We start from the raw sequence: 15,859 nt of genomic DNA, 5'->3' as shown, positions 1-15,859 counted from the left end.
TCGCCGGGCGACCAGCCGTTCCCCTCTCAGCTGCCGATGCTATGAAACCGAAATTCGAACCCGTTGACGACGGCCTCGAGATTATCGATCCGATCGAACGTCACCGGTATCGACTGACGACTCACGAGCGCGTAGATCCGGAGCCAGTAGATCCAGATCGAATCCAGTTTCCAGTCACAACCGCTGTTGAAGTAACGACGGGGATGATCACGCTACCCACGAATGAGAGCGTCTATGTCCGCGATGAGGACGGGGCAATGATTTCCGAGGTTCGACCAAACAAGCAGTCATCACTGCCAGCGGACACTTATACGCTTGATTTGTCTGGTCCACTGAAAGTCTATGCCTGCGTCGAGAGTTCTGTTTATATCTACTCCGACTCCGAGCGAACGTACATTACGCTCGACGAATCGACTCGAGCGACTATCGGCGCTCGGTCATACCACAGACGCCCTGCAGGGACGATCACAACCTCGTCAGAGCCGTCCGATATAATGCAAGCGGTTTCGATATTTGGTTCTGCACTCAAGTCAACAACACCTGAGCGGTCCTATCCGACTCTCCGTGGCCATCCACCAATTGTTGAACTCGGTAACGAATTACGTATCCCCAGTGAATTCGACCGGCCAGACACTGGCATTCAGATCGAAGTCCCGCCGGACCTCGGCAGTATATTTGTTGTTACACCGTTAGCATACTATCTTGGTGCCGAAGTTATCCCGGGTTCAGAGCCACGACTCACCACAGAAAATGGTTTCAAATTTGACTTAGACGAGAATGAAGGGCTTGAGTTGACCGTAGAACGTCTCCTCAAACGGCTATTCTTCCTCGATTGTGTAGTTCGAACTGAGGGGACAACCCCACTTCCGCTCTACGAACGACAACTAACTGAACCGAAGCTCGGATTTAGCCTCGAAAACGTATATAATATGGATCTCGTTGATCAGATTGAAGAATACCTCGCCGTAGATCATTCAATAGTAGAATCCGTTTTCCCCAAGTGGAGAGCAACGACGGAACTCCAAGGGACCTCTTCAGAAGTAGAGTTCCTCCCGTTTTTGGCAGATTCGCTTGCTCTTGTGAATATAGTTGAGGGACAAACGCAGGAAACGGAAAACCAGGTACGAGCAATTGAAGGATTTACAAGGGGTTCCTCTACGCGAAATACAAACCCAAACCGAGGAATCTCAAAGGGATCTATCTCGAATACACTGCCAGATACAACAACTATTAAACAAGATTGGGATTGTTTGGGGACAACTAGTATAACAGGAATAACACCACTTTCCGCGTTTTATAATAGTATTGAACAAACGCCGAGGGAAGATCCGATTGAAATTATTGTCATTTGTAATGATTCAGAAATGCGAGAAGAACTAAAAGCAGTTAATGATATTTATGGGAATCGTGCTGAACTTCCGTTTGATGTTTCAATTTATTATAACACTACTGTCGAACAGTTAAGATCGGTATTATCAAAAGAGATAGATTTCTTTCATTTCATCGGCCATATCGACGATGAGGGGTTCCAGTGTACAGATGGAAAGTTAGAGATAACTGCTGTCGATGAAACGGGTGTTGATGCCTTTTTCCTCAACGCATGTCAATCTCATGATCAAGGGCTGCAGTTAGTGAAAGCCGGAAGTATCGGTGGAATAGTAACGTTCTCGGATGTTATTAATAACAGTGCAGTTAAAATTGGTGAAACGATTGCACGCCTATTGAATCGAGGATTTCCCCTCCATGCTGCACTCGATATTGCGCGGAAAGATACCTTAGTTGGAGAACAGTATTGCGTAGTTGGAGACAGCAAAACAACAATAGCGCAATCGGAAACTGCACCCCCATTCGTTTGTCTGATTGACAGCGAAGGAGACACCTTCAGTATGACAATCGACACATATACTAAAAACGAATTCCGTAAAGGAAGTTTGTTCATCCCCTATCTGGACGGAGAAGACGATTATTTTCTTGTCTCTGGAAGATCCGGTGATTATTCCCTAGACAGGGACCAACTCGCTGATTTCTTAGAAATGGAGATGTTTCCAGTCGTGACTAATGGGAACGTAGTCTGGAGCGAAAATGTCGACGTAGACCGACTATAACAGTTATATTCCGGTGAAGCCAGCTCCTGCACCGGCCGCAGCGGTTCCAGCTTGCGATAGCGCCACTGCAATCGTAAACAGAACGCCAATCATTCGTGGGTGATTCTTCAGGTGTTGGGTTAGGTCGTCCATGGTACACCTTAGACATATCCGGCGAGTATTATAAATTTATTTTAATTTATCAGATGAATAAATAATAGTGTTATTGGGTAACAAGTCTGTTCAAAATTGTTTAGAGAACGATGATAAATGCGGAAACAGTACGACGGACAAAGGGAAAATTATTCGAGCAGCTGTCGTAGCGCCTGATCGAACTCATCACTCGAGAGTTCGTCTCGAATGGCGGCTGTCCGTTCACGAGCGTCGTAGAGGTCAGAAACGACGGATCGGTACCGATCAGTGACATCGAGTCCGGCCTGAAGTTCGCTCTCGAGTAGCGCTCGTTCGGTTGAAAGGCGAAAGAAGTCGTCCATCGCCGTTTCGTAGGCTTGTTGGAGCAGTAGGCGTTCGATCGTCGACTGTAGTTTTCCATCCGAAAGCGGTCTAACGAGGAGTTCATCTGCACCCCGGTCGACGGGATCGTCGGTGGGGACATCGTCAGCAAGCGCGAGTATCTGGGTTTCTGGAGCCCGTTGACGAAACGCGTCGAGGACGCCACGAGCGTCGGGCGTCTCGAGTTCCCAATCGAGAACGAGAAGATCGTAGCTATCGTCGATCTGATCGAGGATCGACCGGTCGAAGTCGGCCTGTCGAACCGTTGCCGCGATTCGTGCCTGATCGGTACCCAGGTCGGGAAGGGAGAGGGTAGGATGGACGACGAACAGTCGAGAGGTAGATTTCAGCAACACAGCTCTATCAATACTGGGCGGGCAGATACTATTAAATGTGGTTAGGTACAAAGAAGAATTCATCAACTATCTAATATATTTGCGTAACTGCTACGCTATTAGAATATATAGAACAGCCATAACATATATTCCCTCCAACAATCATCTAATTTGATATGGACGGCGACCGCATCAGGAGAATTCTACAGAGAATGTTGTGACAATGAAACCAAAATTCAACGCAACTGGAGAAGGGTTGGTAATTGTCGATCCGATCGAACGGAGGCAGAGCCTACTCCAAACAGATACCACCCTCTCGCTACGATCAACTACTGCTAGCAAGATACCGTATCCAATGGATTCTGCAGTAGAAATCACAACTAGCGGTTTCGAGATCCCGAGCAGTAATGTCGTCTACGTTCGTGACTCGAATTGGACGTTGATAGACGAAGTCCGACTTAACGAACAACTTGACCTTCCGGAAAAGGAATATATTATAGATATCTCTACAGGTATCAAATTGTATGCTACTGCTAAGAGCGAAGTTCATATCCAAAATAAGGACCGAAATACAGTTATTAGATTTGGGGAGAGAACGCCAATAACAGTAAGTGCACGGTCACATCATACGAGACCGGCAACGACGATCTCAACAACTGCTGAACCGACTGATGTAATGGAAGCAATTTCGATGTTCGGTTCAGCTTTGAAAACGACAGGATCCGAACGATCATATCCGACGCTTCGTGGACATCCACCTACGATAACGGTAGACAATGAACTTAATATCCCAGATGAGTTGACGCTACCGAATACTGGTGTGAGAATTGAAGTTCCACCGACTCTCCGCCACGCCTTCGTCGTTGCACCGCTAGCGTACTATCTCGCAGCAACGGTCGTTCCAGGACCGAAACCTCGACTCGTTACTGATAGCGGGTTTTCTTGCTCACTCGAATCGAAGGATGGATTTAATTCGGTAGTTAGCCGTGTTATACGGCAAATTTTCCTCCTCGATTGTATTGTTCGAACAGAAGGAACAACACCCATTCAGTTATACGAACGCCAAGAGTTAGAATCAGTACTAGATTTCAATATTGAAGATATCTATGGTCAACCGCTAGAAAACCAACTAGAGGCGTATCTTAGTACTCCCTTTGCAGAGATAGCTTCGTACATTCCGGAATGGCGTCTCAAAACTGATTTAAAGGAAATTCCAGAACACGTGGAGTTTTTACCATTTATCGTAGCGGGCCTCGGGACGATTTCCGTCGAACAGGATGCGAGTGCACCGACGCAGATAGCCTTTGACGGGACGAGTGCTAATACTACAGACGAATCAGAGACCGTTACGGCGTCACAATCGTGGCACGATGGCCACACCGAGATCACGAGTACAATACTGTTATCGGCATTTGAGAATGGGATAGATCAGACGCCACGTGACGGGCCACTCGAGATAGTAGTCGTTTGTAATGACCAAGCGATGCGTGATGAGCTTTTGTCAGTTTACAGTTCATACGGAAACCGTGATGACCTGCCATTCGATATTACGGTCTTCCAAGACCTCACAACGGCTGAACTTGAGGAAGTACTCTCTAGAAAAAGCGACTTCCTTCATTATATTGGTCATATCGATAGCGATGGATTCAGATGTTCGAACGGACAATTGGATGCTGCGAACGTCGAGAAGATTGGCGCGAAGGCATTCCTACTTAACGCGTGTCAATCACACGATCAAGGGTTGCAACTTATCGAAGCCGGAAGCATTAGCGGAATTGTTACGCTCGACACAGTCGCTAATAAAGAGGCTGTCCGAATCGGACGTACGATTTCTAATCTACTGAATTACGGTTACTCACTATATGCCGCACTCGATATTACACGGATGGAAACCAATCTCGGAAATCAGTATCACGTTATCGGGGACGGGAAGAAAACGATAACGCAACCAGAGACCGGACTCTGGAGTATCTATGCAATCGATACCGATAGCGGCAGCGCAACGATCAGTATTAAATCATATTCTGGAAATCAGGAGCAAAAAGGGAGTCTTTTTATTCCCTATTTGAATTCAATAGACGAGTATTATATCTCTCCAAATCAAATTGGGCCGATTTCTGTTGAAAAACCCCAACTAGTTAAGTTCATTAACTCGGATCGATTTCCGGTCCTGTTAGACGGCCAATTCCAGTGGAGTAATGAAATAAAGCTGAGCGATCTACACTAAGCAGGGGACACACTGAATCCTTGTCGGACGAAAGACGAGGCCAATAATAAAGTGACTGAAACCTGGCTCCGTCTATACACCGTACCTTTCGAGTGCGGATTCGTATTATCTCGTTCCAGGAAAGCTATCATTCCAGCACGTCTCGAGGCCGGACCTCATCGAGTTTCTCAACAGAGAGGAGTTCCCCGTACTGCTCGACGGAGATCTCCGCTGGAGCACGCAGATCAAGACCAGCGAACTGTAGACGGCCGTCTCGAGCCCTGCTGGTAGACGGTCGGTGAGAGAATCGAGAAGAAACGAGCCGGATCGCTTAGCGTGCAGCCGCTGCGACGCGCTCTTTTTCTTCTTTCTGACTGACTGCGTAGGTCTGGACGTCGTAGTTGGCCGCGCCGACGAGCTGGTTGGCGATGGCCTCTTCAACGGGCGTGGGCGTCTTGAACGAGTCGTTGTAGACGCCTTCCGCGAGGAACTTCAGGGCCTGGTCGACGCGACGCTGGGGTGCGACGTCGACGGCTTTGGGGACCGAGATGCCACCGTACTTCAGGCGGACAGTCTCCTCGCGCGGGGCCGCGTTCTCAACGGCGGTTACGAGCACCTGAACGGGGTTTTCGTCGGTACGCTCGTGAATGAGCTCGAACGCGTCACGGACGTGGTTGAGCGTCTTCTGTTTCTTGCCCGTGTTCTCCTCGGTCTGCATGAGACGGTTGATGAACCGCTCGACGATGGAGATCTGGGACTTCTTGAACTGCTTGCTGGCGTGACGACCGGCGGTGTGTGCGACCGGCGTCACCGTGATGTAGCGTTCGGTCGAGGGATCCTCGTAGGCGATCTCGTCGATCTCCCAGGTGCCGAACAGCTGCGCACCGACGTCGGCTCCGCCCGCGGGGGCGTCGGGGTCTGGTTGGTCTTCTGCCGCCATGGTTATCGCACCGGTTTCTCTGCGTTTCCGCGAACGAGTTCCTTCAGTGCGACGCCGTTGACCTTGTCGACCTTGTAGTTGACACCGGAGAGGTCGCCCATCGCACGACCCTTCGCCCCACCGATCCCGGCGATGGTGACTTCGTCGTGTTCGTCGATGAACGAGATGGCGCCGTCACCGGGACAGAACGCGGTGACCTGTTTGCCGTTCTTGATCAGCTGCACTCGGACGCACTTTCGGATCGCCGAGTTGGGCTGTTTGGCTTCGATGCCAACTTTTTCGAGGACGATACCGCGGCCCTGCGGAGCACCCTCGAGCGGGTCGGACTTCTCGCGGAGGCCTCGTGCGCGGCGCGCGTAGTCAGAGTCGGACCACCGCTGGTTCTGGCGGTCCTTCTTGAGTTTGCGCGCGGCGTATTTGCCGTTTGCCATGGGCGTCGCTATCCGACGAAGGCACTTAAGCGGCCCGTTTCGAATCGGTGTTACGGCTCGAGAGCGCTCAATCGGGGTCGACGAAGGAATCTGAGCGGGTTTCACCAGCAAGTAACAGTTCTCGGGCCGTCCGCGACGGTTCGATATCCGAATCACGATGTCTGAATCCTTTATGAAGGGGAACGTTCGACACGGAACTGAGGTCGGTACTTTCCCTCGGGAGTGACAAGCCGACGAAAAAGTACTGCCGAGCGGTCGGAAGCCTCCGTTGCTTCCGCTCGTTCCGCCCCAGAAACGTCGGTTCGCTACGTATTATCAGAGTACATGACTAACTAGAAGTTATTAGTTAGATTGGTTGTGTTCTATACTCGTTATGGCTACAACCAATACGGTATTCGTCACCACATCCTGGTTCAAGCGACTCGTCGGTCTTTCCCACGAGGAGTCTCGGTCCAGTGATGAATTGCCGACGGTAGACGATCGAATTGGATTCGACGGGTCACTCGAGGACTCGGAAGTGATCGGGCGGAGTCCCCTGTCGTACATCGCTGCGGGCGAATCAGTCTCCTCGTTCGTGGGGAAACAGATCGCCAATAAACTCGCCGAGTACGGACTCGAGGACATCGAGCCCGATGAGTGGTATCCGCTCGAAATTCCGCTCGCCATGCTGTACGATATGCGCGACGAATATGGCGGGGTTAGAATGCGGAATATGGGGCAAAACGTCCCGGAGCACGTCGAATTTCCACCGGAACTTTCCGAGGTCGATAACGCGCTACGGGGGATCGATACGGCGTACCACCAGAACCACCGCGGCAGTGAGATCGGCTCCTATGAGTTCCAACAGGAAGGACCGAACGAGGGCATTATGATCTGTGAGAACCCCTATCCGTGCGAATTCGATAAGGGGCTCATCAAGGGCGTCGCGAAGAAGTTCGCCAACAATCCCGTCGAGGTGGAGGAAGTCGGCGACCAGTGTCGATCGGACGGAGATCACCGCTGCGAGTATCGCGTCGAGTGGCTCTGATCATAATCCCATCGTGACTGGCGTCACAGGCATCCGAAACAGACGCGGTTCGGGACCGATACCCGGTCAGTACGGATACTCCCGGGGTTCGCGCTGGATCGAAATCCACTTCACTGACGTCAAGGTCTCTAAGATCCACTCGTCGTTGTACCGACCCATTCCCGACGCGCCGACGCCGCCGAACGCGACGTGCGGTTCGTCGTTCAACGGCTGGTCGTTGATGTGGACCATGCCCGTCTCCATCGCGTCGGCCACGTCGCGCGCCCGAGCGACGTCCGTCGAGTGAACCGATCCCGACAGGCCGTACTCGGTGTCGTTGGCGAGCCGGATCGCCTCCTCGTCGGTCTCGAAGGGGATGACCGGCGCGACGGGTCCGAAGTGTTCGTTACAGGCCGCCGGCATGTCGTTGGTGACACCCGACAGCACCGTGGGCTCGACGAACAGACCGTCGTGGCTGCCACCGGCCTCGACCGTCGCACCGCGCTCGACCGACTCCTCGATGAAGCCGACGATCTTGTCGCGCTGGCTCTCGTTGATGACCGGTCCGACGAGGGATCCTTCCTCGAGCGGATCACCGATAGGGAGTTGTTCGGCGCGGTCGGCCAGCCCCGCCACGTACTCCTCGTACAGCGATTCGTGGACGAGGTGACGATTGATCGAGATGCACTCCTGTCCCTGATGGGTGAACGATCCGAACGCACCGGCATCGATTGCCCGCTCTAAATCGGCGTCCGAAAGGACGACGTGAGCGTTGTTCCCGCCCAATTCGAGCGCGGGTTCCGTGTACGATCCGACGGCACGCTGGCCGACGCCTCGTCCGACTTCCGAGGAGCCGGTAAACGACATCACCGACGGGACCGGGTGTCCCGAGAAGTGATCGCCGATCTCGTGGCCGTAGCCGGGGACGACGTTCAGGACGCCGTCCGGGAGGCCGGCCTCTTCGAAGGCCCTCGCGAGCACGAGTCCGCCCGTCAGCGGCGTGTGCTCGTCCGGCTTTACCACCACGCTGTTGCCCAGCGCGATCGCGGGCGCGACGACCCGGCTGGTGAGGTACAGCGGGAAGTTCCACGGCGTAATGACGCCGACGACGCCGGCCGGTTCGCGCACGAGCAGGTTCTCCTTTCCTGGCGTGACCGAGTCCTTACGCCGGCCGCCGTCGCGCATCGCCAGTCCGGCGCCGACGTCCATCGTCCCCTGTGCGAGCTGGATCTCGAAATCGGCCTTCAACTGGACGCCGCCACATTCGACCGCGAACAGCGTCGCGAGGTCGTCGGCGTACTCGCCCAGCAGTTCGCAGGCCTCGGACACGACCGCGGCACGCTCCTGAGGGGGTCGCTCCGCCCACTCCGCTTGGGCCTCCTCCGCGATCGCGTACGCTTCGTCGACGTCGTCCTCGGTACCCGAGGGAACCGTCGTCAGGGTCGTCCGTGTCGCGGGGTTTTCGACGTCAATCAGGTCTCGGTCACTGGCAGGGACCCACTCTCCGTCGAGATACAGCGCGTTCCACCCGTTTTCCGGCGCGATTCCGAGTTCGTCCACGTCACTCCCCTTGGCGGCTGAGTCGCTCGTGTCCATCATACGAATACTCTCTCTCGATGGAATCTTCTTATTCATTTGGTTACGACATTCTCGATTATCGACTGATTCTCGCCGTTCTCAGACGCGACAGGGATGATGTGGTACGCTCCCGTCGTTCGATCCGTAGTCACTCTACCGTTCCGTGAGCGCGCTCGAGCGATTATTCGTAGTTACGTCGGGAGTCCGGTACTAATTTCAGCTATACGTCGGCGAATGGCCGTTTTCCAACCAGTTTCGCGGGATACGGGTTGCATTTGCTAGCACTGCGAGTCCAATTGATTCCGGTCGTCGGGTGAACCGTCCGGTCAACAGAGGATTCGCTTGAGAGAATCGGTGGAGCGTCGAAAAAAGATTAGATCAACTGGACGTCGTCGATCCCGAAGTGACGCTGTGCGAGCGTCCGCGCGGCCTCGATCGTCCGTCCGTTCGAACCGATGGCGACGCCGCGGTCCTCGTCGGCGACCTCGACGTAGGCGACGGTATCGTCGTTTTCGCTGATCGTGACGTTGTACACCGCCGCTGGCGAGAGCGCGTTGGCGACGAACGCCTCCGGATCATCGGCGTCTTCGACGAGTCTGACCGGTTTCCCGACGCGCTCTTCGTACTGCCTGACGGTCCGTCCCTCGGGACCGATCGCCTCGCTCATCCGGCCGCTCGAGACGACGACGATCAGTCGTTCGTCGGCGTCGGCCGTCGGCGCGTCGGTGACCAGACAGTCCTGACCGCTGACGTCGGTGACGTCCTCGAAGGCGGCCAGATACTGACGGGCGTCGTCGTCGAGGGTGACGCCCATCGATTAGTCGGCCTGACTGCCACTGGATTTCGTCGACCCCATCCGGAGGTCGACGTCGCCGGTGCCGAGCTTGATCGGTTTCCCGACGATGACGTTCTCCGTAACGCCGTCGAGTTCGTCGGTTTCGCCGTGGATCGCGGCGTTGAGCAGGTGGTTGACCGTGACTTCGAACGCTGCGCGGGCAAGTACGGACTCCTTCGAACCCGAGATGCCGTGACGGCCGATCGACTCGATCTCGCCGCGGTTGGTCATCATGTCCGCGACCAGCATCAGATGCCGGACGTTGACGTCGTCCAGCCCCTGCTCGGCCAGCGTGTTGTTCGTCTCCTCGATGATCGCTTCGCGGGCGGCCTCAATGCCGAGGTTGCGGTGGATCTCGTGGATGTTGTTACACGTCGTTCGGGAGGCGTCGACGCCCTCGATCTCCAGGACGTCGCCGAAGGCCGATCCCTCGGTGTAGAGGACGAACTGTTCGCCCTCCTCGAGTTCTTCGCGACGGATAACGACCCGGGAGACCTCTTCGATCCCCTTGAACGTGATGTCGCGCAGTTCCTCGACGAGCTGGAGCAGATCCCGATAGGACGGTTCCTCGGGGCCGAACTGAATCTCGGTTCCCTGCTGGACCGTGCTCACGCCGAGGTTATCCTCGATGATCTCAGCGACTTCCTCGGGCGTGATCATCCGCTCGCGGAGCGTGTCCTCGTTGAGCGAGATCTGAACGCGCATGTCCGCGACGTTGGTCGAGACGTCACCGAGCGCGAGGATCTTGGTGGCCTCGATGTTCCAGACGACCTCGTGGGCTTTCTCGCGTTCGGCGGCGTACTCGTCCTCTAAGTAGACGGTCATCATCGGCGTGTCCGGGGTCTTCCGGGCGTCGACCAGTTCGATTAGCCGCGGCAGCCCCTGGGTCACGTCGATCTCCGCGACCCCCGCGTAGTGGAACGTGTTCATCGTCAGCTGCGTCCCGGGCTCCCCGATCGACTGGGCCGAGACGGTCCCGACGGGATCGAGCGGGTCGACGCGGGTGTCGAGATAGCGGGCCTCGACTGCCTTTGCGAGGTCGTCGGCGTTCTGGACGGTGGCGTCGCCGCGATCCTCGAGGGTCGCGTAGACTTTGTCCTTGAGCCGGCGGGGGAGGTCAGTATCCTCGACGACCGCGATCATGTCGTCGGTGACGTCGTACTCGACGTTAGTCATCGGAGGTCACCTCCGAGCCCTCGACCAAGCGATTGTCCGCGTGTTCCGAGAGGTTCGTCAGCTCTGAACTCGTGCTGAGGAACTCGTTTTTGGCCGCTTCGGACTCGAACTCGGTGTCGAGAACGCGGTCGGCGATCTGGTCGACGTCGATGTCGTTCTCGTCGCTCGAGGACACCTTCACCGGACTGGTGCCGTCCTCACCGAACTCGAACTGGATGATGGTGTCGCTGGAGTCCCGGACGGTGCCGTCGTACTGGGTTTCCAGCTCGTGGAGCGCGTTGATCAGCCGCCGCTGCAGGTACCCGGACTTCGAGGTCCGGACTGCCGTGTCGACCAGGCCCTCGCGGCCACCCATCGCGTGGAAGAAGAACTCCCGCGGGGTCAGGCCGCTCGTGTAGGAGTTCTCGACGAAGCCGTGGGCCTCCGCCGAGAGATCGTTTTGCTCGTAGTGGCTGAGGGTTCGGTCCTCGTAACCGCGGTTGATCCGTTCGCCCCGAACCGCCTGCTGGCCGACGGCGCCGGCCATCTGGGTCAGGTTGAGCATCGACCCACGCGCACCGGAGTTGGCCATGACGACGGCGGGGTTCTCGTCGTCGAAGTGCTCGTCGGCGATGTTCCCCGCGTTGTCACGCGCACGCGAGAGCGTCTGCATAATCTTCATCTCGAGGGTCTCGTCGATCGTCCGGCCGGGGAGACTCTCGAGTTCGTTGTTCTCGTAGGCCTCGATGAGCTCTTCGACGCGGTCGTTGGCGTCCTCGATGGTCTCGTCGATGCGGGACTGGGCTTCCTCGGGAATCGTCTCGTCGTCGATCCCGATCGAGAACCCGAAGTGCATGATCGCGCGCATCGCCAGCGTCGAGACCTCGTTGATGAAAATCCGGGCGCGGGTGTTACCGTAGACTTTCGTGATCGTGTCGACGATCTCGCCGCCGAACTCGCCGACCTCGTCCTCGGCGATGGTCCCTTCGATCAGCTGGCCGTCCTCGATGACGACCGGTTCGCCGACGGTGCCCGTGAACTCGAGGTCCAGATCGTCGGGCAGCAGTTCGGAGAAGACGTCGTAGCCGGTCCAGAACGGCTCGCCCTCGTCGTCGATGCCGCTGGGTTCGGGCAGTTCGTCGATCCGAGTCGCACGCAGCAGGTCAAGCGCCTGCGTCTCGTTGAACCGGGGGTTGTCGGCGGTCAGCAGGTACATCCCGGAGATGTGGTCCTGAATGGCGCCGATGATGTTCTCGCCGAAGCGCGGCGAGAGGATCTGCTCCTGGACGCGCATGAGCACGCGAGCCTCGGCGCGGGCCTCCTCGTTCTGGAGGGCGTGCATGTTCATCTCGTCGCCGTCGAAGTCGGCGTTGTACGGCGGACAGACGACGGTGTTCAGCCGGAACGTCTTGTACGGCATGACCACGACCTCGTGGGCCATGATCGACATCCGGTGGAGCGACGGCTGGCGGTTGAAGATGACGATGTCGCCGTCGATGAGGTGGCGGTTGACCTCCCAGCCGGCCTCGACCTTCTCCGCGAGCTGCTCGCAGTTCTTCTCGGTCACCTTCAGCCGGCGGCCGTCCGGCCTGCGGACGTAGTTCGCGCCGGGGTGGCCTTCGGGGCCGTTCGAGACGAACCGACGGGCGTCCTCGAGATTCCGCTCGGTGACGTTCATCGTCTGGGTCATTTCCTTGGCGACCCGATCCGGGACCCCGACCTCGTTGAGCGAGAGAGTCGGGTCAGGCGAGATGACGGTCCGGGCCGAGAAGTTCACGCGTTTCCCGGACAGCGATCCGCGGAAGCGACCCTCTTTGCCTTTCAGGCGCTGGGAGAGCGTCTTGAGCGGCCGGCCGGAACGGTGCCGTGCCGGCGGCGTGCCCGAGATCTCGTTGTCCATGAAGGTGGTGACGTGGTACTGGAGCAGCTCCCAGAGGTCCTCGATGATCAGCTGGGGCGCGCCGGCCTCGCGGTTTTCCATGAACCGCTGGTTGATCCGGATGATGTCGACCAGCTTGTGGGTCAGGTCGTCCTCGGAGCGCTGGCCGTTGTCGAGCGTGATCGACGGTCGTGCGGTGACCGGCGGAACGGGCAACACAGTCAGGATCATCCACTCCGGCCGGGACTTCTCGGGATCGATTCCGAGTACCGTGATGTCCTCGTCCGGGATGTTCTCGAACCAGTCCCGGATATCCGAGGGCATCAGTTTGTTCGTGTCCTCCTCGGTGAGATCGATGTCCAAGGCCTTCTCGATGGCCTTGCGCTGGCTCTCGCGGGGACGGAACGAGCCCGAGAGGATCTCGTTGACCCGCATGAGGTCGATATCGGTCTGTTCGGCGAGTTCGTCGGGCGACATCCGCTCGGCGTCCTCGCCCTCTCCCTGCATCGCGGCCGCGATCTCCTGGGAGTACTCGCTGGTCAGGACCTGCTGGACCTCGTAGTAGGTGGTCGGTTTCTCGTGGTCGATGTCATACTGGATCTCGCCGCAGAACGGACAGCGGTCCTTCTTGCGGGCCTGCCGGATCGCGGCCTTGGTGACGTCGTTCAGGTCGCGGCCCAGCTTTCGCGACTCCGTGATATCCTCGCGGAACTCGTCGCGCTCGTCCTCGGTGAGCAGGAGCTTCGAACACTCCCGACAGGTCCCCCGCAGGAGCCGTCGGATGAGCTTCGTGAAGCCGACGTGGATGACCGGCGCAGCCAGTTCGATGTGTCCGAAGTGGCCGTTACACGACCCCGAGTGTTTGCCGCAGGTCTTGCACTCGAGACCGGGGTCGATGACGCCGAGTCGGGGGTCCATCAGCCCCATGTCGATGGGGAACCCGTCGTCGTCGTAGGTGTCGGCGGTGATGATCTTCGTCGCGCTCATCTCCCGATACTCCTCGGGCTGCATGAGCCCGAAGGAGAGTTGTCCGATGTCTTTGGGTGTACTGTTTTGCATTGTTTAGACGGCGTCTTCCAGTTCGAGTCGCGGTGCGATACCCAGCGCCTTCATCTCGTCCAGCAGGAGCTTGAACGCGTAGCTCATCTCGATCTCGTGGATATCGGTTTCCTCGTCGCAGTTCGGACAGTAGACGCGCCGTTGTTCGACGTTTTCGACCGCGCTCATCCCACAGTTCGCACAGATGTGGATGAACTCGCGGTCGGACTCGTCTAGCAGTCGTTCTTTCAGCGTCATCGCGGCCCCGTGGCCGATGAACACGTCGCGTTCCATCTCCCCGATACGGAGCCCGCCCTCGCGGGCGCGCCCCTCCGTCGGCTGGCGGGTCAGCACCTGCACCGGCCCGCGCGAGCGGGCGTGCAGCTTGTTCGAGACCATGTGGTAGAGCTTCTGGTAGAAAATCACGCCGACGAAGATCTCGGCCTCGATCTTCTCGCCGGTGACCCCGGAGTACATGGTCTCCTTGCCGGCCGAATCGAAGCCGGCGTCCTCGAGGCCGTCGCGGAGTTCGTCCTCGTCCTCGCCGAGGAACGGCGTCCCGTCGACGCGCCGGCCCTCCATCGAGCCGAGTTTGCCGCCGATCATCTCTAAGATGTGGCCGACGGTCATCCGGGAGGGCAGGGCGTGGGGGTTGAGCACGAGGTCGGGGACGACGCCCTCCTCGGTGAAGGGCATGTCTTCCTGGGGTGCGAGGTGGCCCACGACACCCTTCTGACCGTGCCGGCTGGCGAACTTGTCCCCGAGTTCGGGGATCCGCTCGTCGCGCACGGAGACCTTCGAGAGCTTCGAGCCGTCCTCGCCCTCCATGAGGGTAACGGTGTCGACGACGCCCGATTCGCCGGAGCGCATCGTCACCGAGGTCTCACGGCGTTTCTGGGGCGAGAGTCCGCCCATGTCGTCGGGTTCCTCGAGGAAGCGCGGCGGGGAGGTCTTCCCGAGCAGGACGGAGTTCTCGTCGACCGTCGTCTCCGGATTCACGAGACCGTCCTCGTCTAGGTGATTGTACGCGTCCTCGCCGCGAGCCCCGCGGACGTCCTGGGAGGGGATCTCGAAGCGATCCTCCTGGCCGCCGGGGTAGCGACGTTCCTCGCCCTCGTAGGTCCGGAAGAAGTGCGACCGGGCAAGCGCGCGCTCGACACTGGCCTTGTTCATGACCAGCGCGTCCTCGATGTTGAACCCCTCGTAGCTCATCACGGCGACGACGAAGTTCTGCGCCGCGGGGCGCTCGTCGTAACCGATCTGTTCGGTGGTCTGGGTCTTGACCATCGAGAGCTGGGGGTAGTGCAGCAGGTGCTGGCGCGTGTCCGGCCGGATTCGATAGTTGGCCGACGGGAGCCCCAGCGACTGCTTGATCATCCCTGCCCCCATCGTAATACGCGGCGAAGCGTTGTGCTCGGGGTAGGGAATCATCCCCGCACCGATCGAGAAGATCAGCGACGGGTCGATCTCGAGGTGGGTGTGCTTCTCCGTGAGGTGCTCTTCGTCGACGGCCACGAGGATGTCCTCTTCCTCCTCGGCGTCAATGAATTCGACGTAGCCGTGGTCGACGAGATCGTCGAACTCGAGGTCGCCGTCCTGCAGCGCCTCGATCTCCTGTTGGGAGATGCGCGGTTCGCCGTCCTCGACGACCAACAGGGGTCGTCGCGCGCGGCCGGCGTCGGCGTTGACGATCACTTCGCGGGTGCGCTCTTTCACCGAGACGTTGACCATCTCGGAAACGTCACCGATGCGTCGCGCTTCGCGGATCTGTTCGGCTAGCTCGTGCGGATCGGGATGGGTCCCCACCAGCGACCCGTTGACGTACACTTTCGCGTCTCGTTGTTGGCTGCTCATGATTG

Annotated in this window: 12 protein-coding genes; 3 read left to right on the top strand and 9 right to left on the bottom strand. The window is 57.5% G+C overall.

Features of this window, described 5'->3' with window-relative positions; translation table 11 throughout:
• Positions 1-494 precede the first annotated feature (494 nt).
• Positions 495-2,105 (top strand): hypothetical protein, encoded by a 1,611-nt coding sequence (locus HTUR_RS01785; protein ID WP_226377469.1) that lies wholly within the window; start codon positions 495-497, stop codon positions 2,103-2,105.
• A 3-nt stretch (positions 2,106-2,108) separates the two neighbouring features.
• Here HTUR_RS01785 and HTUR_RS28775 read toward each other — a convergent pair whose 3' ends face one another.
• Positions 2,109-2,237 (bottom strand): DUF7503 family protein, encoded by a 129-nt coding sequence (locus HTUR_RS28775; protein WP_449271831.1) that lies wholly within the window; start codon positions 2,235-2,237, stop codon positions 2,109-2,111.
• Positions 2,238-2,386: 149 nt separating this feature from the next.
• Complete coding sequence (locus HTUR_RS01780; protein WP_049941562.1) at positions 2,387-2,953, bottom strand: hypothetical protein; 567 nt, start codon at positions 2,951-2,953, stop codon at positions 2,387-2,389.
• A gap of 334 nt (positions 2,954-3,287) precedes the next feature.
• Between HTUR_RS01780 and HTUR_RS25380 the strand changes: the two genes are divergently transcribed.
• The gene (locus HTUR_RS25380) at positions 3,288-5,159 is read left to right on the top strand and encodes a hypothetical protein (protein WP_226377468.1); all 1,872 of its coding nucleotides are present in this window, start codon (positions 3,288-3,290) and stop codon (positions 5,157-5,159) included.
• Between the two features lie 310 nt (positions 5,160-5,469).
• Here the strand turns inward: HTUR_RS25380 and HTUR_RS01775 are convergent, their stop codons facing one another.
• Together HTUR_RS01775 and HTUR_RS01770 are read right to left on the bottom strand one after the other, a co-directional pair.
• Positions 5,470-6,078 (bottom strand): 30S ribosomal protein S7, encoded by a 609-nt coding sequence (locus HTUR_RS01775; protein ID WP_012941583.1) that lies wholly within the window; start codon positions 6,076-6,078, stop codon positions 5,470-5,472.
• A 2-nt stretch (positions 6,079-6,080) separates the two neighbouring features.
• Positions 6,081-6,509 (bottom strand): 30S ribosomal protein S12, encoded by a 429-nt coding sequence (locus tag HTUR_RS01770; protein WP_005580585.1) that lies wholly within the window; start codon positions 6,507-6,509, stop codon positions 6,081-6,083.
• A 373-nt stretch (positions 6,510-6,882) separates the two neighbouring features.
• Here HTUR_RS01770 and HTUR_RS01765 point away from each other — a divergent pair, with 373 nt between their 5' ends.
• Positions 6,883-7,536: a 4-vinyl reductase gene (locus HTUR_RS01765; RefSeq protein ID WP_012941582.1), complete on the top strand. Its 654-nt coding sequence runs from the start codon at positions 6,883-6,885 to the stop codon at positions 7,534-7,536.
• Positions 7,537-7,602: 66 nt separating this feature from the next.
• Here the strand turns inward: HTUR_RS01765 and HTUR_RS01760 are convergent, their stop codons facing one another.
• From HTUR_RS01760 to rpoB, 5 genes are all read right to left on the bottom strand, one after another.
• Complete coding sequence (locus tag HTUR_RS01760; RefSeq protein WP_012941581.1) at positions 7,603-9,114, bottom strand: aldehyde dehydrogenase family protein; 1,512 nt, start codon at positions 9,112-9,114, stop codon at positions 7,603-7,605.
• 352 nt (positions 9,115-9,466) lie between these two features.
• The gene (locus tag HTUR_RS01755; protein WP_012941580.1) at positions 9,467-9,907 is read right to left on the bottom strand and encodes a NusA-like transcription termination signal-binding factor; all 441 of its coding nucleotides are present in this window, start codon (positions 9,905-9,907) and stop codon (positions 9,467-9,469) included.
• 3 nt (positions 9,908-9,910) lie between these two features.
• On the bottom strand, positions 9,911-11,104 hold the full coding sequence (gene rpoA2 / locus HTUR_RS01750) for a DNA-directed RNA polymerase subunit A'' (protein WP_012941579.1): 1,194 nt from the start codon (positions 11,102-11,104) through the stop codon (positions 9,911-9,913).
• The gene (locus tag HTUR_RS01745) at positions 11,097-14,021 is read right to left on the bottom strand and encodes a DNA-directed RNA polymerase subunit A' (RefSeq protein ID WP_012941578.1); all 2,925 of its coding nucleotides are present in this window, start codon (positions 14,019-14,021) and stop codon (positions 11,097-11,099) included. The genes rpoA2 and HTUR_RS01745 overlap by 8 nt, the downstream gene beginning before the upstream one ends.
• Before the next feature lie 3 nt (positions 14,022-14,024).
• The gene (gene rpoB, locus HTUR_RS01740) at positions 14,025-15,854 is read right to left on the bottom strand and encodes a DNA-directed RNA polymerase subunit B (protein ID WP_012941577.1); all 1,830 of its coding nucleotides are present in this window, start codon (positions 15,852-15,854) and stop codon (positions 14,025-14,027) included.
• Positions 15,855-15,859 lie beyond the last annotated feature (5 nt).

Source organism: Haloterrigena turkmenica DSM 5511 (genome assembly GCF_000025325.1).
Classification (GTDB): domain Archaea; phylum Halobacteriota; class Halobacteria; order Halobacteriales; family Natrialbaceae; genus Haloterrigena; species Haloterrigena turkmenica.
This window is presented reverse-complemented; position numbering and strand designations above follow the sequence as displayed.